Annotated in this window: 29 protein-coding genes; 21 read left to right on the forward strand and 8 right to left on the reverse strand. The window is 30.9% G+C overall.

Annotated features, from left to right (window positions below; all coding sequences use genetic code 11):
• The first annotated feature begins 4 nt into the window (after positions 1 to 4).
• Genes ABXT66_RS08045 through ABXT66_RS08055 form a run of 3 tightly spaced genes read left to right on the forward strand, consistent with a single transcriptional unit; the run spans position 5 to position 1,896 of the window.
• The gene (locus ABXT66_RS08045; protein WP_443642982.1) at positions 5 to 778 is read left to right on the forward strand and encodes a P-loop NTPase; all 774 of its coding nucleotides are present in this window, start codon (positions 5 to 7) and stop codon (positions 776 to 778) included.
• A 26-nt stretch (positions 779 to 804) separates the two neighbouring features.
• Positions 805 to 1,509, forward strand: coding sequence for a sigma-70 family RNA polymerase sigma factor (locus ABXT66_RS08050; RefSeq protein ID WP_443642983.1), 705 nt, complete (start codon positions 805 to 807; stop codon positions 1,507 to 1,509).
• Between the two features lie 6 nt (positions 1,510 to 1,515).
• Positions 1,516 to 1,896 (forward strand): hypothetical protein, encoded by a 381-nt coding sequence (locus tag ABXT66_RS08055; RefSeq protein WP_443642984.1) that lies wholly within the window; start codon positions 1,516 to 1,518, stop codon positions 1,894 to 1,896.
• Between the two features lie 44 nt (positions 1,897 to 1,940).
• Here the strand turns inward: ABXT66_RS08055 and ABXT66_RS08060 are convergent, their stop codons facing one another.
• Positions 1,941 to 2,747: a flagellar hook basal-body protein gene (locus ABXT66_RS08060; protein WP_443642985.1), complete on the reverse strand. Its 807-nt coding sequence runs from the start codon at positions 2,745 to 2,747 to the stop codon at positions 1,941 to 1,943.
• A 142-nt stretch (positions 2,748 to 2,889) separates the two neighbouring features.
• Between ABXT66_RS08060 and ABXT66_RS08065 the strand changes: the two genes are divergently transcribed.
• From ABXT66_RS08065 to ABXT66_RS08090, 6 genes are all read left to right on the forward strand, one after another.
• Entirely contained in the window at positions 2,890 to 3,288 is a 399-nt protein-coding gene (locus ABXT66_RS08065) for a hypothetical protein (protein WP_443642986.1), read from the forward strand.
• A 191-nt stretch (positions 3,289 to 3,479) separates the two neighbouring features.
• Positions 3,480 to 3,926 carry a hypothetical protein gene (locus ABXT66_RS08070; protein ID WP_443642987.1) on the forward strand — a complete coding sequence of 149 codons (447 nt, stop codon included), beginning with the start codon at positions 3,480 to 3,482 and terminating at the stop codon, positions 3,924 to 3,926.
• An 11-nt stretch (positions 3,927 to 3,937) separates the two neighbouring features.
• Positions 3,938 to 4,123, forward strand: coding sequence for a hypothetical protein (locus tag ABXT66_RS08075; protein WP_443642988.1), 186 nt, complete (start codon positions 3,938 to 3,940; stop codon positions 4,121 to 4,123).
• Positions 4,124 to 4,432: a hypothetical protein gene (locus ABXT66_RS08080; RefSeq protein ID WP_443642989.1), complete on the forward strand. Its 309-nt coding sequence runs from the start codon at positions 4,124 to 4,126 to the stop codon at positions 4,430 to 4,432.
• 131 nt (positions 4,433 to 4,563) lie between these two features.
• Positions 4,564 to 4,935, forward strand: coding sequence for a hypothetical protein (locus ABXT66_RS08085; protein ID WP_443642990.1), 372 nt, complete (start codon positions 4,564 to 4,566; stop codon positions 4,933 to 4,935).
• 15 nt (positions 4,936 to 4,950) lie between these two features.
• Positions 4,951 to 5,718, forward strand: coding sequence for a ParA family protein (locus tag ABXT66_RS08090; protein ID WP_443642991.1), 768 nt, complete (start codon positions 4,951 to 4,953; stop codon positions 5,716 to 5,718).
• On the opposite strand, the gene ABXT66_RS08095 is transcribed toward ABXT66_RS08090, so the two are convergent.
• The gene (locus ABXT66_RS08095; RefSeq protein WP_443642992.1) at positions 5,708 to 5,884 is read right to left on the reverse strand and encodes a hypothetical protein; all 177 of its coding nucleotides are present in this window, start codon (positions 5,882 to 5,884) and stop codon (positions 5,708 to 5,710) included. The genes ABXT66_RS08090 and ABXT66_RS08095 overlap by 11 nt on opposite strands.
• Positions 5,885 to 5,963: 79 nt before the next feature.
• Here ABXT66_RS08095 and ABXT66_RS08100 point away from each other — a divergent pair, with 79 nt between their 5' ends.
• The 3 genes from ABXT66_RS08100 to ABXT66_RS08110 all read left to right on the forward strand — a co-directional run bounded on the left by ABXT66_RS08100 (position 5,964) and on the right by ABXT66_RS08110 (position 7,455).
• A complete protein-coding gene (locus ABXT66_RS08100; protein WP_443642993.1) occupies positions 5,964 to 6,176 on the forward strand; it encodes a hypothetical protein in 213 nt (70 codons plus the stop codon).
• 250 nt (positions 6,177 to 6,426) lie between these two features.
• Positions 6,427 to 6,816 (forward strand): cyclic nucleotide-binding domain-containing protein, encoded by a 390-nt coding sequence (locus tag ABXT66_RS08105; protein WP_443642994.1) that lies wholly within the window; start codon positions 6,427 to 6,429, stop codon positions 6,814 to 6,816.
• A 30-nt stretch (positions 6,817 to 6,846) separates the two neighbouring features.
• Positions 6,847 to 7,455: a flagellar basal body-associated FliL family protein gene (locus ABXT66_RS08110; RefSeq protein WP_443642995.1), complete on the forward strand. Its 609-nt coding sequence runs from the start codon at positions 6,847 to 6,849 to the stop codon at positions 7,453 to 7,455.
• On the opposite strand, the gene ABXT66_RS08115 is transcribed toward ABXT66_RS08110, so the two are convergent.
• On the reverse strand, positions 7,456 to 8,682 hold the full coding sequence (locus tag ABXT66_RS08115; protein ID WP_443642996.1) for a threonine synthase: 1,227 nt from the start codon (positions 8,680 to 8,682) through the stop codon (positions 7,456 to 7,458).
• Positions 8,683 to 8,704: 22 nt separating this feature from the next.
• Positions 8,705 to 9,775: a tartrate dehydrogenase gene (locus tag ABXT66_RS08120; protein WP_443642997.1), complete on the reverse strand. Its 1,071-nt coding sequence runs from the start codon at positions 9,773 to 9,775 to the stop codon at positions 8,705 to 8,707.
• 105 nt (positions 9,776 to 9,880) lie between these two features.
• On the opposite strand from ABXT66_RS08120, the gene ABXT66_RS08125 reads away from it, so the two are divergent.
• Both ABXT66_RS08125 and ABXT66_RS08130 read left to right on the forward strand, forming a co-directional pair.
• Complete coding sequence (locus tag ABXT66_RS08125) at positions 9,881 to 11,524, forward strand: ABC transporter permease (protein ID WP_443642998.1); 1,644 nt, start codon at positions 9,881 to 9,883, stop codon at positions 11,522 to 11,524.
• Between the two features lie 56 nt (positions 11,525 to 11,580).
• Complete coding sequence (locus tag ABXT66_RS08130; RefSeq protein ID WP_443642999.1) at positions 11,581 to 11,985, forward strand: Fur family transcriptional regulator; 405 nt, start codon at positions 11,581 to 11,583, stop codon at positions 11,983 to 11,985.
• A 372-nt stretch (positions 11,986 to 12,357) separates the two neighbouring features.
• Here the strand turns inward: ABXT66_RS08130 and ABXT66_RS08135 are convergent, their stop codons facing one another.
• Positions 12,358 to 13,395, reverse strand: a complete 1,038-nt coding sequence (locus tag ABXT66_RS08135; RefSeq protein WP_443643000.1) for an extracellular solute-binding protein — start codon at positions 13,393 to 13,395, stop codon at positions 12,358 to 12,360.
• Positions 13,396 to 13,475: 80 nt separating this feature from the next.
• Positions 13,476 to 14,453, reverse strand: a complete 978-nt coding sequence (locus ABXT66_RS08140; RefSeq protein WP_443643001.1) for a VIT1/CCC1 transporter family protein — start codon at positions 14,451 to 14,453, stop codon at positions 13,476 to 13,478.
• 304 nt (positions 14,454 to 14,757) lie between these two features.
• Between ABXT66_RS08140 and ABXT66_RS08145 the strand changes: the two genes are divergently transcribed.
• Genes ABXT66_RS08145 through otnK form a run of 4 tightly spaced genes read left to right on the forward strand, consistent with a single transcriptional unit; the run spans position 14,758 to position 17,482 of the window.
• Positions 14,758 to 15,195, forward strand: a complete 438-nt coding sequence (locus tag ABXT66_RS08145) for an isocitrate/isopropylmalate family dehydrogenase (RefSeq protein ID WP_443643002.1) — start codon at positions 14,758 to 14,760, stop codon at positions 15,193 to 15,195.
• Positions 15,170 to 15,880, forward strand: a complete 711-nt coding sequence (locus ABXT66_RS08150; RefSeq protein ID WP_443643003.1) for an isocitrate/isopropylmalate family dehydrogenase — start codon at positions 15,170 to 15,172, stop codon at positions 15,878 to 15,880. The genes ABXT66_RS08145 and ABXT66_RS08150 overlap by 26 nt, the downstream gene beginning before the upstream one ends.
• An 18-nt stretch (positions 15,881 to 15,898) precedes the next feature.
• A complete protein-coding gene (locus ABXT66_RS08155) occupies positions 15,899 to 16,189 on the forward strand; it encodes a putative quinol monooxygenase (RefSeq protein WP_443643004.1) in 291 nt (96 codons plus the stop codon).
• Between the two features lie 15 nt (positions 16,190 to 16,204).
• Entirely contained in the window at positions 16,205 to 17,482 is a 1,278-nt protein-coding gene (gene otnK, locus ABXT66_RS08160) for a 3-oxo-tetronate kinase (protein WP_443643005.1), read from the forward strand.
• Positions 17,483 to 17,484: 2 nt separating this feature from the next.
• On the opposite strand, the gene ABXT66_RS08165 is transcribed toward otnK, so the two are convergent.
• Positions 17,485 to 18,135, reverse strand: a complete 651-nt coding sequence (locus ABXT66_RS08165) for an RraA family protein (protein WP_443643006.1) — start codon at positions 18,133 to 18,135, stop codon at positions 17,485 to 17,487.
• 151 nt (positions 18,136 to 18,286) lie between these two features.
• Here ABXT66_RS08165 and ABXT66_RS08170 point away from each other — a divergent pair, with 151 nt between their 5' ends.
• From ABXT66_RS08170 to ABXT66_RS08180, 3 genes are read left to right on the forward strand one after another with little or no spacing between them, the layout of a single operon-like run.
• Positions 18,287 to 19,441: an acyl-CoA dehydrogenase family protein gene (locus tag ABXT66_RS08170; protein ID WP_443643007.1), complete on the forward strand. Its 1,155-nt coding sequence runs from the start codon at positions 18,287 to 18,289 to the stop codon at positions 19,439 to 19,441.
• Complete coding sequence (locus tag ABXT66_RS08175; protein WP_443643008.1) at positions 19,438 to 20,469, forward strand: acyl-CoA dehydrogenase family protein; 1,032 nt, start codon at positions 19,438 to 19,440, stop codon at positions 20,467 to 20,469. The genes ABXT66_RS08170 and ABXT66_RS08175 overlap by 4 nt, the downstream gene beginning before the upstream one ends.
• A 25-nt stretch (positions 20,470 to 20,494) precedes the next feature.
• Positions 20,495 to 21,292 (forward strand): enoyl-CoA hydratase-related protein, encoded by a 798-nt coding sequence (locus ABXT66_RS08180; protein ID WP_443643009.1) that lies wholly within the window; start codon positions 20,495 to 20,497, stop codon positions 21,290 to 21,292.
• A gap of 36 nt (positions 21,293 to 21,328) precedes the next feature.
• Here ABXT66_RS08180 and ABXT66_RS08185 read toward each other — a convergent pair whose 3' ends face one another.
• Positions 21,329 to 22,495 carry an acetyl-CoA acetyltransferase gene (locus ABXT66_RS08185; protein WP_443643010.1) on the reverse strand — a complete coding sequence of 389 codons (1,167 nt, stop codon included), beginning with the start codon at positions 22,493 to 22,495 and terminating at the stop codon, positions 21,329 to 21,331.
• Position 22,496: the final 1 nt, after the last annotated feature.

Genomic DNA, 22,496 nt, shown 5'->3' on the forward strand with positions numbered 1-22,496 from the left:
AATTATGACTACAACAATCGCAATTGCCTCAGGTAAAGGTGGAGTAGGTAAAACCACAATATCTGTAAATCTTTCTTTGAGCCTCGCATTACAAAATAAAGAAACACTATTATTAGATGCTGATTTAGGTATGGCTAATTCTCATATACTTTTAGGTATTAATCCAAAATTTACTTTAGATGATTTTGTAACAGGAAAGTCCTCCATTGATGATGTAATTACAATTACAAAAGATAAATTAAAATTTATTTCTGGTGGTAGTGCTATAAATAATCTTTTGAACTTAAGTGATCTTGAGAGACATAAAATTATTCAAAGTTTTAACAACATTAAAAAACGTCCTGAATATATGCTTATTGATGTTGGAGCAGGTGCGGAAGCCTCCTCAATGTCTTTTATGGCGTCATCTGATAAAATTATAATTGTTTTAACTGGAGAGCCTACAAGTTTTATAGACGCTTACAGCCTTATTAAAGCTGCGTTTTTAGATTATAAAATAAATAACTTTGGAATAGTATTAAATATGACTGTTTCAGCAATGCAAGCTAAATTAAACTTCAATAAATTTCAATCGATTACACAAAAGTTTTTAGATGTTAATTTGAAATATTTAGGGCACGTTAATTCTTCTCAAAAAATTAGAAATTCTATTATCTCTAGAACACCATTAATGTCAAAAAATAACAAAAACTCTGATACACAATATTTTGACAATATATCTCAAGCATTATCGTTATTAGACAGTAATAATACTGGTTCTATTAAGTTTTTTGATTAATAAAATTTTTATTAAAAGGTATTGAAATGAATATTTATTCTAAAATAGCAAAAACCGATATTAATCAACTAATTCAGAATCATACAAACTTAGTTAAAAAAATTTCATGGCATCTTCATGGAAGGGTTAATTCGGTAGTAGATATTGAAGATATTATTCAACTCGGTATGGTTGGCCTAATAAATGCAGCTCAAAATTATGTACCCCAATCCGATGCATCATTTTCTTCATATGCTAGCATAAGAATCAAAGGAGAAATTTTGGACTATCTAAGAAAGAGTTCAAACCTAGATCGTACTACTATAAATGTCAAAAAAAATGCAGAAAAAGCAATACATACTCTAAAAAATAAATTAGGTCGCGAACCATTTAATCATGAAATTGCAACCGAACTTGGTATATCAAATGAAAAATATTTTGAATGGTCTAATGCTTTTGAAGCTAGCGTAACAAAAAGTTTAGATGAATCATATGACGATTATTCCAGTTGGTTTGTCACAAAAGACATGAACCCCGAAGAACAAATAAATGATACACAATTGAGGGAAATACTGAAAACCACATTAGGAAAGCTTGAAGGTAAAGAAGCACTAGTAATACAACTATATTTTGTTGAAGAACTAAATATATATGAAATAGCAGAAGTTATGGATGTATCTACAGGAAGAGTTTCACAAATTAAAACATCTGCAATTAAAAAAATTAGAGAAACCCTACAAAAAGAAATCTAATTCATAATGCAAAAACTTGAAATGTTAATTAAAACTGTAGACTCACACTATGACAGCTTACATGAAATTCATTGCTACTATTTAACATGCAGTCTATTGAACATTGCCAGAGGCACTTGTAATTTAATGATAGTTAATGAAACAAGTCATTTCACAAATAAAATTACTATTCAACTTGAAAGAGCAGTAATGTCTGGTTCAATTAAAGTAAAAGATAGTTTTTTTAAAAATTTTCAATTTCAATTTTCTAATAAAAACGAACGACCAGCAAGGTTAGAGTTAGTCATAAAAGATAAGCTAAATATTAATAAAAATGGGATATTATTTTTAGATAAAGAGCTTACTTCTGAAATATTAGAATACAAATTTTACATGCCACTTTTGTGAAGTATATGATATAAATAGTCTAGTTAGAAAAATTAGCTACAAATTTAACCATCAATTAATCTTTTAGTCATATCAACTTCAGTCTGCAGAAGCCTTGACACACCTGAAAAGGCTTGTTGTGTTTTTAACATAGTAACCATTTCACTAGTTATATCGACATTAGCTCTTTCTATGTGCCCTGCTTCAATTTTTCCAAATTGATTGTCCATAGCAACACCATACGCAGCTGGTCCAGATTTAGTATTTTGCTGATAACGGTTATTACCTACAGGATTTAAACCTGGTTCGTTAGTAAATGCGGCAAGACCAAAACTACCTACCACTACTTCATCATCTAAACCATATGTAGCTGTGATCTTTCCTTTTGAATTTACATTAACATTAGTGATAATAGAAACAGTATTGTCTAAATTGGTTTTTGTTGTAGGTATTACTAAATTTACTAAACCGCCAATCGTTTGATCCCCATTATAGCCCATAACTTTTAAACCGTCATTTGTTACAACTTGCCCATCAGCTGTTATATTAAATGAACCATCTCTGGTAAAGAAAGGTGTTTCAATTTGGTTGCCTTGAACAACTGTAAAGAAACCTTGACCAGTAACTGCTAAATCTAGAGCACCTCCTGTTGCCTGAAGAGCCCCTTGGCTCATTTGAATTCGAGGATCACTTATATTTACTCCTTGACCAGAAAATGCATCTGGATCTGAGGCATGATTAGCAGAATAAATATGTTCAAAATTAGTTGAACTTTTTTTGAAACCTGTACTGTTCGCGTTTGCAATATTATTTGATACAATGCCCATCTCTTTTGAATTAGCATTCAAAGCACTTTTTAAAATTGATAACATTTGTGATCTCCTGTAATACAATTATTGAGCAAATTTTATGCCATTACATTTACATATATTGAATTTGGGTAAACAAAGTGATAATAATAACGTATTAGTAAAGATATTATGGTATTTATTAGATAATAAAGGTTTTTAAAAAATGAGATCATCATCTAAAAGCACTGATTTAGTAAAAGTTGATGAAAAAAAATCAAATTTACCCATAAAATTAAATCCTAACGAAATTAAACATGCCCTTGAGCTTGTAGATAAGGATTTGTTTTTAAAAAACAGAGACGATGTAAAGAAATTCCTGCCTGATATTTTAGGCAGAGTTTTAGCTAGAATTTGGATTGATAAAAATTTTAAAGATAGCTTCAAATCAGATCCAAAATCTGTTTTGGATGAAAATGGTGTTCATTTACCTGACGATATGATTTTAGAATTTCAAAAACCAAACTCAGATCGTCCTAAAATTATAGTTTATGAAAAAAAACCTAATTCCACTTTTAAAGTTAGAGTTGTGCAACTGCAACTAGTTATGATAGCAGGAAGATAGACTTGCCTTGCTGTATAAAAAAAATATTTATATTTATAAAGTTTATCTTATGTTTTTCATTAATTAATTTCTATTTTTTTAGTTATTCTATCGCTTTTTCAGACGTCTCCAAAAAAGAAATTGATAATGTTTATGAACTCCTTCAGCAAAAAAAATTTAATGAAGGGGTTGAACAGCTTAAGGCACTATCATTGCAGAATAATATTGATGCGCAATTACTATACTCAAAAATTTTATTTACTGGAGATATAACTCCTCAAGATTTTGAGAATTCCTACCTTTGGGCTTCTTCAGCATTGCTTGGTGGAATGAAGAGCTCCCAAAACATCGTTGAAAAATTAAATAATTATTTAACAGAGAAACAAACAGATGATGTCAAGAATAGACTAAAATTATTTTTTGAAAAAAGAGCTCTCATTAAAGATAAGCGAGCAATAATTCAAATTGCTAAATTCTATGAGAGCTATTTAGATCCACCTGATATAATTAATGCTTATACATGGTATAATATAGCAGTTGCAGTTGGTATTAAGACGGCAAAAATTAAAAGAAACGAGTTTTTAAACAAACTTGATCAAGAAGATTTACTTAAAGCTCAAACCTTATCAATTAAATTATTCAAGCAGATTAATAGTTAGAGGAGGTGTAATTGAAACATAAAGTTCATTGGTTGATTGACGGCCTAATAGAAATTGATGCAAAGAATTCCGAGGATGCTGAAAAAATTATTAAGGATAAAATTGAAACTTTTATTAAAAGTAACTCAACTTTCTTTGAAGAAGTAGGAGCTAAAGCTGTTCAAGGACAAGCTTATCTACCTGGTAAAGACGAATAAATGGAAAAATTTCATATGTTAAAAAAAACTAAGTTAATATTCTTTTTAACAGTAACAATGAGTTTATTTTTTTCCCCGTTTCATTCATTTGCAAAAGGGAAGATTTACGGTCAATCTAAAACTCTTTCAAAAGAATACACGAAATATGAAAAGTGTCGTCTTAAAGAAACATTATTAAATATTAAAGATGGTGAAAAAGATGGTTATAAATGTGTATATAAAAGACAAAAAAAAGGAAAAGATGTAACTGTTTTTCAACCATCTGCGATATGCCAAAAGTCATTTAAATGTAAACAAGAGAACCAATGAAGACTTAAAATATATCCTATATATAAACTCACAAAGTAACAAAACCACTATATGTTGTATATGTATAAAAAAAAATTTAATAATTTCAATTATTTATAGGCAAATCCAATTATTTGAATTAATATCTAAATATGGAAGATTATGAAATAAATATTTTAAGAAGAGATGGTAACTGGAAAAAAGTAAAATCGAAGGATTTACTTTTGGATACTATTGATCAAAACGAGGTAGAATACAACCACATTGAACCAGAAGCAAAAGTTTTGTCAGAACATTTAAAAGAAGAGAATTTCCTTAATGATATAAATGAAGTTAATTCGATTATTGCAAAATTGGAAAAATTAGAGAATGATAAAACTTTATTAAAAAACCAATTAAAAATTATTGAGGCTAAATTCCAATCTAAAAAGCACCAAACTGAAGAAAAAATAAAAACTATGTCCAAAGAAAGTGAAATGTTAGATAAAACAATAACTGTTATTAAAAACTTAAAAAACTTTTAGATAAAAGGGAAAATGATGGTAAATGACAAAAATAATGAGCCTGCAAAGTCAATATTTGTTGCTAATGTAAAAGGTGGCGTCGGTAAAAGTACACTTTCTATTATGCTTGCACGATCCTTAGCTAAACTAATGCCGCCACAAAATATTACAGTCATTGATACTGACTTACAAAGAACTGCTACTGAATTCTTAACCGTTAGCAATCCCGAAATTAATGTAGAATTTCTTCCAATTACTCCCGCTTTTGAAAACACAAACATTTCTTTAGTTCAACAATTTATTAAGCAAAATGAATTTAAAACAGGTCATGTTGTTATAGTTGACACACCCGCTGGAAGTTCTCAAAGGCTATGGAATTTAGTTGCTGAAGGATATTGTGTATTAATTCCAACTACACTTAGCAATGCAGACCTTTTACCTACAGAAAATTTTATAAGAAGTATGGATAAGGTAAAAGCAAGATATGCAAAGTCACTACCACATCTTGTAGTTTGTCCAAACAAAATACCCTTTGGTCAAAAAGATTTCTCATTAATGGCAGAACGACTTAAAAATCACGATGTTGTGATTGGCCCAGCCTTGAGAGATTTAGCCAGTGTTAGACACTTCTATAACGGAAGAAGTGAAGCCTGGGAAAAGAAGAGTGACGGCAATGCTAAAAATGATTTTGAAAAATTTGGATCTTTTGTTCAAAAATATGTTTTAAATGGCAAATTAGATAAAATTTATAATGAAAAAAATGTTGAAGAAAACATCATTCCATTTGGAAAAGTTAAAAATTAAGCTCTAGTCTTTTCCCCAACTGCATAACCCACTTCTCAGTTGGAATATATATACTATCAGTATTATCAATTTTATTTTTATTAACAATAATGTTTTTAACAAATAGATTCTCTTCAACTGAGTTTTCTTTAATTTGTGATGTAATATTATTTAATAATTTAGACATACTAATTATACGACTTATATTAAATTATGTTTAGTTATGTCGTAATAACTAATAATCTAATAAAAAAGAGTAATAAAGAATGAATAAGTTTAAGCAGGTTGAGGATAAATTAATTGAAGAATTAAATATAACTTTAAAAAACTTTGATGATTTTGAAGAGGCTAAAATTAACTTACACGGAGATATTACTATTAAAAGAAAAAACACTTCAAAAAGAATTAAAGAAAGATCAGTATTAACAGATGTTTTTAAACAAATGATTTCAAATGATATAAAAAAAAACAGGGTCTAAAAAGACCCTGTTTCGTATTTGATTGAAAATTATAAACCTTTACAGGAAGAAATCATCAAAGGTAGCTCTGATAAATTTTTATTACTGTGAAAATAATTTTCATAAAAAACACTAGACATCAGATCACCTCCTTTTCATTTGTTATTAATTTTATTACATTATCAGGTTATATGAGATGTGAAAGATAAATTTTAGAATTTGTTTATTCAACTTTTTAGAATACATTATATGTTTATTAGGAATAAATTTTATGAAAAAAAATAAATTAGAAACTAAAACATTCAAAGCTGGTGAAATAATTTATTCTCATAATGATCCGGCTGAGTTTATATTCTTGATACATAGTGGCAAAGTTAGAATTGAGTCTAAGCACGGATTGCAGTTGGGAATATTAGAAACAGGTGAAATTTTTGGAGAAGTTGGACACATAATTGAAACTCCTAGAACTGTTACCGCTATAGCTATTACTAATTCTCTAATAAAGGTTATAGATGAAAAAACAGTTAAAGAAAAAATGAATAATGCAGATCCTGTGTTAGCAGCAATAATTAGAGGATTATCGCTTAGAATTGGAGATGCTAATGCACTAGCTGAAAAACATTGGTTAGAATTAAGTGTATATAAGTCTCTTGGTAAATAAAGTTTAATTTTTAGCACTAAAGTAATTTAAATGGCAAATAAAGTACAAATAATAAAAAATAAAATAATGAATATTAAAAGTTTTTATGTTTATTTATTTGCTATTATTTCATCTTTACTAACTTTTCTATTTTTTTATGTAACAAAAAATATTTTAACGGAAGATAAAATAGTGAAAGAAAATATTGATATTTATGATGTTGCTAAAAAAGAGGCTGTTAAACTAGGAAGAATAGAACCTGATGAAAAAGAGATAGTTAAAGTTATTGGCGCTGATGGTAAAGTGATTGTACCAACCCTAACATATGTAGATATTGGAGGTATGGGTGAAAACTCTAACAAAAGCTTTTGGACTAACATCAATAAATCTAAATCTTTTATAAGTTTTGATTTATCTATATCCTCATACGAAGGAGAAAAATTAACAGATTATCTTACTGATTATGACGTTGATTTAAGAAAAATTGTTTATAAATTAATTAGTCAGAAAACTCTTGAAAGTTTTGACGGCAGTCAAGGGAAAAAGAAATTTTTGGAAGATTTAAAAAATGAGTTTAATGCATATTTAGACAAAAAAAAATTAGATCCTATAGTTTTTGGAATTTATTTCAAAGTTTTTGCAATTACAACAAGAAATTGACTATATAAATTTAGTGTAATTTATTTTTTTATTTTTATTAATCATATTAGTAACTTCTGGTAAAGGATACTTTAATCCAGTGGCGCAGTTAAATAGAACAACCTTGTCATTGGGTGTAATTAATTTTGAAGACATAGCTTGTTCATAAGCACTCATCGTTGCCGCGCCCTCGGGACATAAAAAACATCCCTCAACTGATGCAACCCTATCTCTTGTCTCCATTATATCCTCATCAGAAACAGCAATAGCAAATCCATTACTTTCTCGGACAGCTCTTATAATTAAAAAATCTCCTACTGCAACTGGCACCCTTATCCCAGCAGCTTTGGTGAAGGCATTTTGCCAAACTGGAGCATGTTCATCACCATTTTTCCAAGCCTTAACAATAGGCGAGCAACCCTTAGCCTGAACTGCAACCATTTTAGGTAATTTTCCTTTGATCCAACCAAGTTCTTTTAACTCTAAAAAAGCTTTCCACATACCAATTAGACCAGTTCCCCCTCCAGTTGGATAGAAAATAACATCTGGTAATTTCCAACTAAGCTGTTCTGCAAGTTCAAGACCCATGGTTTTTTTACCTTCAATCCTGTAAGGTTCTTTAAGAGTAGATACATCAAACCAACCAACTTTTTCTTTTCCATCCCCTACTATTTTGCCACAGTCATTGATAAGACCATTAACTAAATAAGTCTCTGCACCAAGAGACTGTATCTCCCTAATATTTATATCAGGAGTATCATCAGGGCAAAAAACAGTTGATCTTATTCCAGCGCATGAAGCATATGCTGCCATAGCTGCTCCAGCATTTCCATTGGTTGGAATAGCTAAATGATTTAATTTGAATTGTTTTGCCATTGATACAGCTAAACATAGACCTCTAGCTTTAAAAGATCCTGTAGGTAATCTTCCTTCATCTTTTATTAAAACCTGGCCCTTATCACTGTTCGAGTAATTTACAGATCTATTTAATTTAATTAAAGGAGTTATTGTTTCTCCAAGGGAAATTCTATTTTTGGGATCAGCTACTGGCAAAAGCGGTGAATACCTCCAAAGTCCATCAACTTTAGAATTAGATATCTCTTCCCTAGATATTTCATTTTTTAATTTTTCTAGATTATATCTAACTAATAAGGGTCTTCCTGCTTCAGATAAACCATGAATTTTATTAGCTTCATATTTCTTCCCAGTTATTGAACATTCTAAATGACTTACATAGCTATTTTCCATAATTCAATCCTATAAATATTAATTACTTATTTTTGCCTGAAATAATATTAATCATTGCTTTTGTTACTTCCTTTGTAGAGCTTTTTCCGCCAAGGTCCTTTGGAAGTATTTTTTTATCAGAAGTAAGTTTTTCAATTGCTGACATTAATCTTTGTGAAGCTTTAAGTTCTCCCAAATTTTCTAACATCATTACAGCTGACCAGTATGATCCAATGGGATTGGCAATCCCCTGACCCATAATATCAAAAGCTGAACCATGGATTGGTTCAAACATTGATGGATGTCTTTTTTCAGGGTCTAGATTACCAGTAGGCGCTATACCCATTGAACCAGATAAAGATGCTGCCAGATCTGTTAAAATATCAGCATGTAGATTAGATGCTACAACAGTATCTATACTTTGAGGATCCAAAACCATTCTAGTAGTCATAGCATCCACAAGCATTTTATCAGTTGTTATATCTCTATAATCTTGCGATATTTCTTCAAAAATCTCGTCCCACATGACCATACCGTGCCTTTGAGCATTAGATTTAGTAACCAATGTTAAAAGCTTTCTTGGTCTAGACCTAGCTATTTCAAAAGCGAACCTTTGAATTCTTTCAACTCCTTGTCTTGTAAAAAGAGTGATATCCATTGCTGTGTCATGACTATAACCTTTATGACTTCTACCTCCAATTCCAGAGTATTCACCTTCAGAGTTTTCTCTGATAAAACTCCAATCAATATCTTTGTTTTCAATGTTTTTTAAAGGTGAAGATATTCCAGGAAGTAATTTTACTGGTCTTAAATTAGCGTATTGATCAAGACCTTGACATATTTTTAACCTTAAACCCCATAAAGTTACATGGTCAGGAACATCTGGATCCCCTGCTGATCCAAAATATATTGAGTTATAATCTTTAAGCAATTCTACGCCATCTTGTGGCATCATAATACCATGTTTTCTATAATAATCAGATCCCCAATCGAATTCAGTAAACTCCATTGGAAGATTGTCAGCAGTTTTTGATAACGCTTTTAAAACTTCAACACCACTATTTATGACTTCAGACCCTATTCCATCACCTGGAATTACTGCTATTTTATACATTAAAACCTCTTTTAAATATTAAATTTAATATTAAATCCAAAAAAAAGGTGATATAAAATTTAATATTTAATTATTTAAATAAATTAATTTGTAAAAATTATTATCATGGTTTTGTTTTCAAAAATTTCTACCTTTGTTTCATCTTCTTATTTGAAATTGTTATGTATAGCAATTATTTTTCTTCTTCTCTCTCCAATAATTTCAATTATATTTTCTAGTTTTGAAAACACCTTTTCTTTGTGGGAACATCTTTTCAAAACTAGATTAAAATTTTATCTGTATAATACTTTCATTCTGATGCTCGGAGTTGGGTTTACAACTTTTTTTATTGGGGTAAGCCTTGCATGGTTAATTTGTAAATATGATTTTTTTATGAGAAATGTAATTGAATGGGCTTTACTTCTACCTCTAGCTTTACCGTCGTATATTGTTGCTTATTGTTATACAGATTTTTTTGAATATAGTGGTTTTTTACAAACAAGTATTAGAGAATTATTTAATTTTGATTCACCAAATGATTATTTTTTTCCAGAAATTAGATCATTAGGAGGAGCTATATTTGTTATATCTTTTGTATTATATCCATACATATACTTAATTACAAAAGTAGCTTTTAAATCGACACCTTCTTCTTTATTTGAATTAGCTGAATTGAATGGAAAAAATCAATTTTATTATGTAGCGCTTCCACTAGCCAAACCTGCTATAATTGCCGGTTTGTCTTTAGTACTTATGGAAACTGTTTCAGATTTTGGTACAGTTGATTTTTTTGCAGTAGAAACAATAACTTTAGGAATCTTTAATCTTTGGCTTGGTATGAATAATTTAGCTGGCGCATCACAACTAGCTTTAATTGGATTTTTCTTTATCATGATATTATTGGCCTTTGAATTATCTGCGAGAAAAAAACAAAAGTTTAATGACACTAAAATCAGAGGATACAATGGACTTAATCAAAAAATATCAATTCACCATAATATTTTTATTTTTTTTATATGCATCATCCCTATTATTTTTGGCTTCATTATTCCAGTATTAATTTTATTTGAAAATTCAATTAGTTATTTTGACATTCAAAATTTACATAATTTAATTTTAATTACAAAGAATTCCTTTTTTATTAGCTTTGTAGCAACTGTAATAATTATTTTAACGACAATTTTACTAACAATAGGACTAAAATTTCATGGTTTTAAAGGGTTGAGTTTTTTGTCCACCATAGCTGGTATAGGTTATGCTTTTCCAGGAGTAATTTTAGCGCTTGGAGCCCTTTTTTTCGTATCATCCCTAGAAACATCAATAAATGCTTTATTATTGTTTCTAAATATAAATCAAAATTTGGTATTAATTGGTTCATTTTATATTTTAATATTTACATATGTTTGCAGATTTAATGCTGTAGCTTTTGGCGCAATTAATAGTGGTATCAATAGATTACCTCCCAATATGGTTGAAGCAAGCTTAACTCTAGGAAATTCTTTTTGGTATAGTTTAAAAAAAGTTTTATTTCCGCTGATAAAACCATCAATCTTAACTGCTGCCATACTCACATTTGTAGATATTGTAAAAGAATTACCGATAACTCTACTTTTAAGGCCCTTAAATTTTGAAACCTTAGCCACTTATGTTTATCAATTTGCCAGTGACGAAATGCTTGGAAGAGCATCAGCGGCAGCTCTTATTATTGTATTAATAGGGCTAATACCTATTTTATTCATAAACAATCTCATGTCTAAAAAAACAATTTAATTGTTTTAAATATTTTATTACATTAGAATATTTATAATTTGAATTAGAGATAAAATATGGCTGAACTATATGATAAGTGTATAAAAAATGGCTTAAGAATGACTTTACCAAGAAAGGTCATACTAGAAGTTATAGAAGATTCTGAAGATCATCCCGACGTAGATGAATTATATAGAAGAGCTGTTTCAAAAGATAGATCCATTTCTATTGCTACGGTTTATCGTACGATTAAACTATTTGAAGAATCAGGAATAATTGAAAGATTAGATATTGGAGACGGTCGCGCCAGGTATGAAGAGGCGGGTGAGCACCATGAACATTTAATCGATATTGAATCAGGTGAAATAATAGAATTTCAAAATGAAGAATTAGAAGAAATGAAAAGACAAGTTGCTCTTAAAATGGGTTATGAATTAGTTGATCATCGTTTAGAACTATTTGGTAAAAAAATTAAAAATTAGGTTTATTTGATATTTTGAACATTTTAAATTTATGTTCTATCATAATAATCATTATCAATTAAGAAACACATAATGAGAAACACCGTTAAAATTATTATTCTTATCTGAAGTTGCAAGGGCTTTTGTGATGCTGCTTCAAAAAAATTCCAATAAAGCGTTTTGGAACTCCTGAAGAATGGGCATGTGTTATTCATTCTATTTGCTCTGACACCTTTTCATATGCTAATGGCACCGAGGTTTAGATATAAGGCGCTTAAACATTATAATTATTTTATCAATAATTTTAACTTAAAAAAGATTATGCTTGCACCTTTTTTTTATTCAAAAGGATTTTTAGGTAATTCATTTTTGGAAATATTATATTTGCTATAGTTACCATCCAACTTTATCAATAATCATTTGCGCCTTTTTAGAGTTTTTTGCTATTTCACTAATAGATAAATTATCAGCCTTAAATGTTCCCCACTCCATAATTTTACCACTTAGCTTCACTTTAGGGTTTACTGGATACTCAAAATTCACTGCTGAATAAATTTTTTGAGCTTTAGGCTGAGTCATCCATTCTAAAAATCGGATTGCTTCTTCGTTATTTTTTGAATATTTTGCAATCGCTCCTCCAGATACATTTATGTGCTGACCTCTTCCACCTTGATTATAAAAAATAACATCCGTGGCTTTTGCCCACTTTTTTTGTTCTGGTTTTTTATTATTAAATTTCATTAGAGCAAAATAATAGGTATTCATTAATACGATATCACACTCACCAGAAAAAATAGCCTTAGCTTGAGCTCTATCATTTCCTTTTGGTTTTCTTGCAAAATTAGATACAAGTCCTTCTGCCCATGCCGTAGCTTTAGTTTCTCCACTATGTGCAACAATTGATGCCAACAATGCCCTATTATATGGGTGACTTCCAATCCTTGTACAAATTTTACCTTTATACTTTGGATTGGCTAAATCCTCTATGTTAAGTATATCATTTTTATTAACTCTTTTATTGGAAACACCAATTATCCTTGCTCTTGTTGATAAACTTACCCATTTTTTATTTATGTCTCTTAAATGTTTTGGCACATTATTATTGATTATTTTTGAGTCTATTTGTTTTACTAGATCCATATCAGCAAGCTCTGATAATCTTGAAATATCTACTGTTAAAATAATATCTGCAGGTGAATTTTTTCCTTCAAGTTTTAGTCTTTGTGCAAGACCTTTTTTGGCGTGAAGTATATTAAACTTTACATTAAATTCTTTTTCATATTGCTTAGTAAATGGCTCTAATAGCGCTGGACTTCTATAAGAGTAAATATTTAGTTCTTTTGCACTGGCACGTTGTAAACCAAAAAACAATATAGATAGACAAAACATTAAGTTAACAAAACAGAATACTAACGATTTTAATTTTTTCATAATAACAGCCTCAAATTTACTTAATAATAAGAATCATTCTCATAATCATTATCATAACTATTATCATTGTCAATGTTTTTTTACCCCCCTCCTATTAATATTCCAGCTCCAAGTACTAATGACCCGCCAAAAACGACTTGAAACACTGCTTTGGTAAACTTAATTTTCATATATTTAGCCTGTATCCAAGCTATTGCCCATAATTCAACAATAACAAAAAACATTGCAATGACTGTAGCAATATAAAAATCTGTAATTAAATACGGCAAAGCATGACCTAACCCACCAATAGTAGTCATTACACCAGAGGCAAATCCTCTTTTAACAGGAGACCCTCTTCCTGATATCACTCCATCATCATGAACTGCTTCCGTAAAACCCATAGATATACCTGCTCCGATTGAGGCAGCAAGGCCAACGAGTAATGTTGTATGACTGTCTTTAGTTGCAAATGCAGTTGCAAAGATTGGAGCTAATGTAGAGACAGAACCATCCATTAACCCTGCCAAACCTGGCTGAACCCAAGTTAATATGAATTGACGTTTATCTTTAACAATTTCATCTTTGGCACTTTTAGTATTTTCAATTTTTGCTAAAATTACGTTTGCCTTATCTCTTAGATCTCTAGTTATTTTTGCTAAATCACCTAACAAATGCCTACAGCCAATGTCTTTTGAATTTTTTGCAGCAATATAAAAATAATCAGCTGAAATATTTTCTATTTTAAGAACTTCAGAACGAACTTCTTCAATGGAATTGAATTTAACTAACCAAAATGGTTTACGTTTATAAAAATTAGAAATTTGATTAGTATCACTAATATTCATTATATGAGAAAATTTTTTTTTGTATAAATTTATTAACTTAAGTCTAAATTCATTTTTAGTGTTAGACATTTTCTTGAATAACTTAGAAGTTTCTGGATAATCTAATATAAAATTTGAAACATAATTATCATAATATTTTAGATCCTCTTCTAAAGCACATATAGCTAAAGATAAAATTTCATAATCTTTTAAATCAACAATAGATTTTTTTTTATTAAATAAGCTGAACAAAAAACAAATTCCTTTCTATAATTTTAATATATTGTTTTTTATAATAAGTCATTGAATTAATTGATTAAAATTGCAAATGATAATAGTTACTAAAATTAATATTATTAAAATGATTAACATTGATATTCATTGTCATTATTAATTAAAACATGTGGATGAATTCAAGCTATATCTCCCAAGATTGACTTAAGTCATCCACATACTATTTTCCTTATTTATTATAAAGCAACAGAAGTTAAATATTGTAAAACTAAGTTTTCAATATTAATGTCAAATAGAATTATATAAGGTTTTATTGATTAAAATGAATCACTTTCAAATAGCAACTGTTCCAGGTGACGGAATAGGTGAAGATATAATTAAATCTGCAACATCAATTATTGATCTATCTTCTGAGATCATTGGTGGATTTAAATGTAACTGGGAAATAATAAATGCTGGCGCAGAGTATTTTGCTAGAGAAGGATGTGATGTAGAACCAGGCGGCGAAGATAAAATCAGTAATGCAGATAGTATTTTTCTTGGGGCAATTGGATTACCAACTGTTAGACACAAAGATGGAACAGAAGTGTGCCCACACCTCAGATTTAGAGAAATGTTTGGATTATATGCTGGTGTTAGACCAGTTAAGGCCTACCCAAACATTGTAAACAGACTAAGTAATGAATTAGCAAGTAAGATTGATTTAGTTATATTGAGAGAAGTCTACAGAAGGATTGTTTTATACGGCAGCTGTGCATAACAGATGTCCAGTAGATAACAATGACGAAGTTCAAGATATTATGCGGATTACTAGAAAGACCACTGAAAAGCTACATGATTTTGCATTTAGATTGGCTAGACAAAGAAAAAGTAAAGGAAAGTTAGGCAAAGTTACTTGCGTTGACAAAGCAAATGTTTTTCGCTCTCAAGCCTTGTTCAGAAAAATATTTGATGAAAGAAAGCATAGTTTCAAGGATATTAAATCAGAGCATTGTTATGTTGATGCAATGGCATTAAACCTAATTAGAAATCCTTGGGAATATGACGTCATGGTAATGGAGAATATGTTTGGCGATATACTATCTGACCTTGGAGGCGGGTTAGTTGGTGGTATGGGGATGGCTTCATGTGCAGAAATTGGTGATAACCATGGCCTATTTCAACCTGCCCATGGGAGCGCTCCAGACATAATGGGAAAAGATAAAGCAAATCCATTAGCCACCATTCTTAGTTCTACTTTGATGCTTGACTATTTATCAGACAAACAAAATTGTAAAAGTGCATCTGATGGTTCAAAACTAATAGAAACAGCAATTGAAGAAGGCTTTGAACGAAATGAATTAAGACCAATGGAGTTTGGAGGCGACATGGGCACAAAATCCGTAACTGATAAATTGATTACATTGTTAAAAGATAAAGGCATTCAAAATAAAGCATTAACCTAATAGGAGTAAAATTAAATAATGTTTGTGATAACTGTAAAATTTGTAATTCATGAAAAAGATACAGAAAAGTTTAAAGTAAGGATTCTACAACAAGCCAGAGATTCTCTTGAACTTGAAAAAGATTGTCACGAATTTGATGTCTGCCATGACCCCAATAACAAAAATATAATTTTTTTGTATGAAACTTATACTAATAAAAAAGCTTTTGATGTTCACCTTAATAGCAAACATTATCTAGCATTCAATGAAGAAGTAACTCCTTGGGTTAAAGAAAAAATAGTAACCCAATTAGAAAAACAAGCGTTATAGAAAAAAGAGCAATTCATGAAATTAGGAATAATAGGCGATGATTTTACTGGCTCATCTGACATTGCAAATAATTTAAAAAAATCAGGGATGCAGGTTTCAATGTATGCAGGTGTTCCCACTCTTCTTCCAGAGGAAACAAAAAAAGAGCTAACTGATGCTGCTGTAATCGCTCTTAAAACTAGAACTATACCAATTAAAGACGCAATAAAAGAGAGCTTAGAGGCTCTTTCATGGCTAAGAGATTGCGGATGTGAACAATTTATTTTTAAATATTGCTCAACATTTGATTCTACAAAAGAAGGAAATATAGGGCCAGTAACTGACGCAATTATGGAAGCATTAAATACAGATTTTACTATTGCCTGCCCATCCTTTCCTGATGCTGGACGAACAGTTTATTTTGGACATATGTTCGTAAATGGAAAACCATTGAATGAATCAGGAATGGAAAATCATCCTCTAACTCCAATGACAGATCATAATTTAGTAAGATGGCTTGATTATCAAACCAAAAATAAAGTTGGACTAATAAACACTCAAGATATTTCAAAAGGAACAGAAAGCGTAAAAGAAAAAATTGAAGGTTTAAAAACCAATGGATATAAATATGCAATTATTGACACAATCAAAAATGAGGATTTTAATATTATTTGTAATGGCGTAAAAGATCTACCGTTTCTAACTGGAGGATCTGGTATTGCTCTTGGATTACCAAAAATTTATAAAGATAGAGGCTTATTGTCTGTATCTAATTTTCAGATTCCTGAAAATAATTCTAATGCAGTTATTTTATCGGGATCATGTTCAGTTACAACAATAAATCAAATTGATATATATAAAAAGAATAATCCATCTTTTTATATTTCTCCTGACGAGGTAATTAATAGTGAAGACTTAATTGAAAAAGTTTTATCATGGATTAAGGATAATGAAACCCTCTCTCCTCTTGTTTACTCATCTTCAGACACTAAAGTTGTATCAGAAAAACAAAAACAATATGGACAAGAAATTTTAGCAAATAAGATTGAAAATTTCTTTGAAGTATTATCAAAAAGACTTGTGAAAGATAACTTTGGAACTTTTATATCTGCTGGTGGTGAAACCTCGGGGGCTATTATAAAAGGTCTCGGGATCCAAGAACTAAAAATAGGCAAAGAAATTGCTCATGGGGTTCCAGCACTTTGGTCGCCACATTCAATCGGTAACAAGCCTGTTTTCGTTACACTTAAATCAGGTAATTTTGGTCAAGATGATTTTTTTAAAAGAGCTTTAAAGGCTCTAAAAAACTCATAATGTTAAATCTTTGAAAATTTTTTAAGAGCTTCAGTAAAAGTTAAACCCTTATCCATCTCATTCATTGCTTGCTTGTCGTCAGCAGAAAATTTTTCAGACGCTATTGTTATTTCTTCAGCATGCTCAGCCGGGAGGCATAAGACACCAGTTCCGTCTGCAACTATAACATCACCTTTCCTCACCCTTACACCGGCACATACTATTGGTTCATTAATAGAAAGAACCTTTATTCTTGTTTTGCCTGGTGTAGGAACCATGTGCTTAGAAAATGCAGGAAAAGAAAACTCTACTATCTCCTCCCTATCACGAATTCCACCGTCAACAACAAGGCCGCCAATACCCTTTAATTTTGCAGCATACGAAGCCATCCCTCCCCATGTCGAAACTTGCGCTCCATCATTTGCAACTACTATAACCTCTCCTGAGCCAGCGGCATCAATCATATGACCTACTTTAAAGTCACTTGTGGAAAAACTTCCAAATGGACCTGTAATTTCCTGAACTGTTACAGCTCTTCCCACAACGGTCATACCCGGACCAGCTGGAGACAAATCATTCATAACACCCTGAAAACCAAAATCGTCTAATGCATTTGCCAGTGTAGGAGTTGCTATTTTTTTCAATCTTTCTAAGATTTTATCATCTACAAACATTATATTTTATTCCTTGTAATTGCTTAAAATTCTAAGTTATTGAACCTTTTATTTCAATTAAGAAACTTAATATTATCCAATTAATTATATTGACGTTTACTCTATATAATTTAAATTATTTATAATATTTAATAAACAAAAAGCATAACTTATGTCTAAATTTACTTTCCCTTCAATTAAAGAAACAAATGATCTTTCAAGTTTACGATTTGAAGTAAGAGGGTTTATTAGTGAATGTATAAACAACAACGAATTTGTTCCAGCGGCTGACTCTTGGGTTTTTGCTGCAGACCCTGAATTTAGTAGAAAACTTGGATCAAAAGGCTGGCTTGGAATGTCATTCCCTAAACAATATGGAGGCAATGAAAGAACTGCCCTTGAGAGATATGTTATTACAGAAGAACTTTTAGCTTCAGGAGCGCCTGTTGCCGCTCATTGGATTGCAGACAGGCAAAGTGGAAGTCAGATTTTAAGGTATGGAACAGAGAAACAAAAATCATCAATAATTCCTAAAATAACTTCTGGTGAATGTTTTTTTGCTATAGGTATGAGCGAACCAGACTCTGGTTCGGACCTTGCTTCTGTAAAAACTAAAGCAACAAAAACTGTAACTGGATGGAACTTGGAAGGACGTAAAATTTGGTCTACTGGCGCCCATCTATGTAACTATATGATAGTTCTTGCAAGAACTGGCCCTCCATCTGAAAAAAATAGACATGAGGGTCTTTCCCAATTTTTAGTTGATTTATCTCTTCCAAACGTAAACATCACGGGTATACCAGATATGACTGGTCAGCGTCATTTTAATGAGACCTTATTTGACAATGTTCAATTGTCTGAAGATGCATTATTAGGTGAAGAGGGTAAAGGCTGGTCACAAGTTGTTGGTGAACTAGCTCTTGAACGATCTGGTCCCGAAAGATTTCTCTCTCACTTTACTCTACTTGATAGATTTATTAATGAATTTCGAAATAAATTATTGAAATCTGGTTCAAATATAATTGGTAAGCTAATTGCTGAATTACAAACATTAAGAAGAATGAGTTTTTCTATAGCATCAATGTTACAAAATGGAGAATCTCCTGAGACACAGGCAGCTTTTGTAAAAGAGCTAGGTAATAAATTTGAAAAAACGATGATTGAAACATTAAGAGAGTTTTCAAATATTATTCCACTTTATGAGTGGCCAAACCAATTACAAAATTTGTTTGAGGATGCTACTCTAAGAATACCTTCCAATTCGTTAAGAGGTGGCACAACTGAAATTATGAAAGGAATAATAGCTAGGCAGTTAGGTTTAAGATGAATGAAGAACTGGCTATTATTTTAGAAACAGCCTCTAAAATCTTCAACAAACATGTCAATCACGATCTACGTCAGTTCATAGATAAAGAAAATATAAATTTGATAAATTTATGGAATGATATTGAAGAACAGGGTCTTTCAAAGATAATTGTTAAAGAAAAATTTAATGGGTCAGGATTACCATTTTCTTTTATTTTACCCCTCATCAAAATGTCTAATAACTTTGGAACGCCTCTACCATTTTCAGAAACAATATTAAGTAATTACTTATTATCTGAATCTGATATTAACCCACCAAATGGCATAGTAACTTTTGCAACTGATGGCGTAGACATTAATATTACAAATAATAAAATTTCTGGAAATTTACGTTCTATTCCATTTTTAAACTTAACAGATAAAATTATCCTTATTACTGAAATTAAGAATATTAAAAATATTATTCTTTTACATAATACAAGCGAAAAACTTCAGCCTAAAAAAAACTTTCTAGCTGATCCACGCTTTGATTTACAAATTAAAAACTGTGAAATAATAGATATAAAGCCACTAAACTCAAAAATTGATTTCAATCATTTGGGAGCTCTGATGAGATCTGCTCAGATGATTGGTTCAATGGAGAAGGCTTTAGCCTTATCAATTGATTATTGCTCTCAAAGAAAACAATTTGGAAGAACATTGTCTAAGTTTCAAGCTATACAACATCAAATTTCAGAAATGGCCGTTGAATTATCTGCTTCATCAGCAGCTTTATCTGCTGTAGGAAACATAGATGAAGCCAATAAAAATATTCAAGATATTGCTATATTGAAAATAAGAGCTGGAATTGCAGCAGGAAAAATTATTGCTATTTCTCACCAAGTTCATGGTGCTATTGGCTTTACCCAAGAATATGAATTAGCTTATTTTACTAGAAATCTTAATAGTTGGAGAAATGATTTTGGAAATGAAAATTTTTGGGAAACTTTTTTAGGAAAAAAATTCTTAGAAAACAACAATCAAAATTTATGGGAATATTTAACTTATTAATACTTAAATTTTAAAAAGGAACAGAATGTCAAAATCAGTTTTATATGAACAAGATAAAAGAATTGTTAAAATTACACTTAACAGACCTGACACAAGAAATGCTCTTTCAGATGATATAATTGATGGATTGGTAAATTCATTAAAAAAAGCAGATAAAGACAAAAATGTTGGTTGCATTATTTTGACTGGAGCTGGAAAAAGCTTTTCATCTGGTGGAAACCTTCAAGAAATTAAAAACATGACCACGAAAGATAATATGTCACTTACTGAGTTAGAAGATTGGTACAGGTTTGGCATCCAAAAAATACCTCTTACGATGAACTCAATTGATGTTCCTGTCATAGCAGCGGTAAATGGACATGCTATTGGTGCAGGAAATGATTTATGTACAATGTGCGATATAAGAATTGCTGCAGAAGATGCAAAATTTTCTGAGAGTTTTCTTAGAATTGGAATTATACCAGGTGACGGAGGATCCTGGTTTCTTCCTAAAATAATAGGCCTTGCAAGAGCAAATGAAATGATTTTAACGTGCGATGTTCTCGACGCTTATAAGGCATTAAATTGGGGGCTTGTATCAAAAGTTGTTAAGAATGAAGAATTATTGGATGAAGCTTATAAAATAGCTGATAAAATAGTATCTCAACCTCCTGAAGCTTCAAGGAGAGCTAAAAGGTTATTAAAAATGTCACAAGATGTACCTTTAGACAAAGCTCTAGAAATGGCAGCTAGTCAACAAGCTATTCTTCAACAGCTTGATGATCATAGAGAGGCCATAGACGCACTTTTAGAAAAAAGAAAACCTAATTATACTAATTCTTAGAATTATAAATACATTTAAAGTAGTCAAGTAAAAGAACTATCTTATTCTTTCTAGAATAGAGACATAATTCGCTACTGAAGCACCACCCATATTAAAAATGCCTGCTAAATTCGCATCTTGAATCTGCATGTCTCCTGCTTCACCAGTCAACTGCATAGCAGACATTACATGTTGAGAAACGCCTGTTGCACCAACTGGGTGTCCTTTTGACTTCAAACCTCCTGATGGATTTATAGGCAGTTTTCCATGCTTATGAACCCAGCCCTCTTCAATGGCTTTATAGCCTTCACCTACTTTGGTTAAACCCATTGCTTCGTATTCGATAAGTTCTGCAATAGTGAAACAGTCATGAGTTTCGACAAAAGATAAATCATCTAGGTTTATTTTTGCATCTTGTAAGGCATTACTCCAAGCTTGACGAGCACCTTCAAATTCAGTTTTTTCTCGCTTACTTAAAGGTAAAATATCATTCACATGTCTTCTTGCTCTAAATGCGATTGCTCGTTTAGCCGAAAGAGCAAGATCAAAGTCTTGAATAATTAATGCAGCTGCGCCATCTGATACCATAGAACAATCTGTTCTTCTAAGTGGCTCGGCAACATAAGGGTTTTTGTCTGAAATAGAATTGCAAAAATTAAAATCAAGATTTTTTTGCATATGAGCTAGTGGATTAAAATACCCGTTTGCATGATTTTTAGCTGCTATCTTAGCTAATATATCTGACTTATCTCCATATTTTTGAAAATAAGCATTTGCAATAGTGGCAAATACGCCCGTAAAACCTCCTTTTGTATCGCCTTCTTCAGGTCGATAACTAGCCCCTAAGAGAATGTCACCAACTTTCTCAGAAGATGTATCTGTCATTTTTTCAACACCAACAACAAGCGTAGTTTTAGCTCTTTTAGCTTCTATTGCATTCATTGCTGTGTGGATAGCTGCAGAGCCAGTTGCACAAGCGTTTTCAACTCGCATAGCAGGAACATACCTTAAGTCTAACTGAGAAACAGCAGGCAAAGCACCATGAAAATCTTGTTTTTGAAATCCATTGTTAAAAGTACCTACAAAGATCGCATCAATATCTTTTGGTGATATTTCAGCATGATTTATTGCTTGTTGAACAACATCAGCAATCATGTTTTCGGATGTTTGTTCTTTATTTATACCAAATTTATTGTGTCCCCAACCAGTAATACAAGATGACATA

Source organism: Candidatus Levibacter sp. Uisw_134_01 (assembly GCF_047717795.1).
Lineage (GTDB): Bacteria > Pseudomonadota > Alphaproteobacteria > Puniceispirillales > Marisalimonadaceae > Marisalimonas.

Excerpts from the sequence above, each read along its gene's own strand:
- ABXT66_RS08045 (WP_443642982.1), top strand. The coding sequence starts at position 5 with ATGACTACAACAATCGCAATTGCCTCAGGTAAAGGTGGAGTAGGTAAA.
- ABXT66_RS08050 (WP_443642983.1), top strand. The coding sequence starts at position 805 with ATGAATATTTATTCTAAAATAGCAAAAACCGATATTAATCAACTAATT.
- ABXT66_RS08055 (WP_443642984.1), top strand. The coding sequence starts at position 1,516 with ATGCAAAAACTTGAAATGTTAATTAAAACTGTAGACTCACACTATGAC.
- ABXT66_RS08060 (WP_443642985.1), bottom strand. The coding sequence starts at position 2,747 with ATGTTATCAATTTTAAAAAGTGCTTTGAATGCTAATTCAAAAGAGATG.
- ABXT66_RS08065 (WP_443642986.1), top strand. The coding sequence starts at position 2,890 with ATGAGATCATCATCTAAAAGCACTGATTTAGTAAAAGTTGATGAAAAA.
- ABXT66_RS08080 (WP_443642989.1), top strand. The coding sequence starts at position 4,124 with ATGGAAAAATTTCATATGTTAAAAAAAACTAAGTTAATATTCTTTTTA.
- ABXT66_RS08085 (WP_443642990.1), top strand. The coding sequence starts at position 4,564 with ATGGAAGATTATGAAATAAATATTTTAAGAAGAGATGGTAACTGGAAA.
- ABXT66_RS08090 (WP_443642991.1), top strand. The coding sequence starts at position 4,951 with ATGGTAAATGACAAAAATAATGAGCCTGCAAAGTCAATATTTGTTGCT.
- ABXT66_RS08095 (WP_443642992.1), bottom strand. The coding sequence starts at position 5,884 with ATGTCTAAATTATTAAATAATATTACATCACAAATTAAAGAAAACTCA.
- ABXT66_RS08100 (WP_443642993.1), top strand. The coding sequence starts at position 5,964 with ATGAATAAGTTTAAGCAGGTTGAGGATAAATTAATTGAAGAATTAAAT.
- ABXT66_RS08105 (WP_443642994.1), top strand. The coding sequence starts at position 6,427 with ATGAAAAAAAATAAATTAGAAACTAAAACATTCAAAGCTGGTGAAATA.
- ABXT66_RS08110 (WP_443642995.1), top strand. The coding sequence starts at position 6,847 with ATGGCAAATAAAGTACAAATAATAAAAAATAAAATAATGAATATTAAA.
- ABXT66_RS08115 (WP_443642996.1), bottom strand. The coding sequence starts at position 8,682 with ATGGAAAATAGCTATGTAAGTCATTTAGAATGTTCAATAACTGGGAAG.
- ABXT66_RS08120 (WP_443642997.1), bottom strand. The coding sequence starts at position 9,775 with ATGTATAAAATAGCAGTAATTCCAGGTGATGGAATAGGGTCTGAAGTC.
- ABXT66_RS08125 (WP_443642998.1), top strand. The coding sequence starts at position 9,881 with ATGGTTTTGTTTTCAAAAATTTCTACCTTTGTTTCATCTTCTTATTTG.
- ABXT66_RS08130 (WP_443642999.1), top strand. The coding sequence starts at position 11,581 with ATGGCTGAACTATATGATAAGTGTATAAAAAATGGCTTAAGAATGACT.
- ABXT66_RS08135 (WP_443643000.1), bottom strand. The coding sequence starts at position 13,395 with ATGAAAAAATTAAAATCGTTAGTATTCTGTTTTGTTAACTTAATGTTT.
- ABXT66_RS08145 (WP_443643002.1), top strand. The coding sequence starts at position 14,758 with ATGAATCACTTTCAAATAGCAACTGTTCCAGGTGACGGAATAGGTGAA.
- ABXT66_RS08155 (WP_443643004.1), top strand. The coding sequence starts at position 15,899 with ATGTTTGTGATAACTGTAAAATTTGTAATTCATGAAAAAGATACAGAA.
- otnK (WP_443643005.1), top strand. The coding sequence starts at position 16,205 with ATGAAATTAGGAATAATAGGCGATGATTTTACTGGCTCATCTGACATT.
- ABXT66_RS08165 (WP_443643006.1), bottom strand. The coding sequence starts at position 18,135 with ATGTTTGTAGATGATAAAATCTTAGAAAGATTGAAAAAAATAGCAACT.
- ABXT66_RS08170 (WP_443643007.1), top strand. The coding sequence starts at position 18,287 with ATGTCTAAATTTACTTTCCCTTCAATTAAAGAAACAAATGATCTTTCA.
- ABXT66_RS08175 (WP_443643008.1), top strand. The coding sequence starts at position 19,438 with ATGAATGAAGAACTGGCTATTATTTTAGAAACAGCCTCTAAAATCTTC.
- ABXT66_RS08180 (WP_443643009.1), top strand. The coding sequence starts at position 20,495 with ATGTCAAAATCAGTTTTATATGAACAAGATAAAAGAATTGTTAAAATT.
- ABXT66_RS08185 (WP_443643010.1), bottom strand. The coding sequence starts at position 22,495 with ATGTCATCTTGTATTACTGGTTGGGGACACAATAAATTTGGTATAAAT.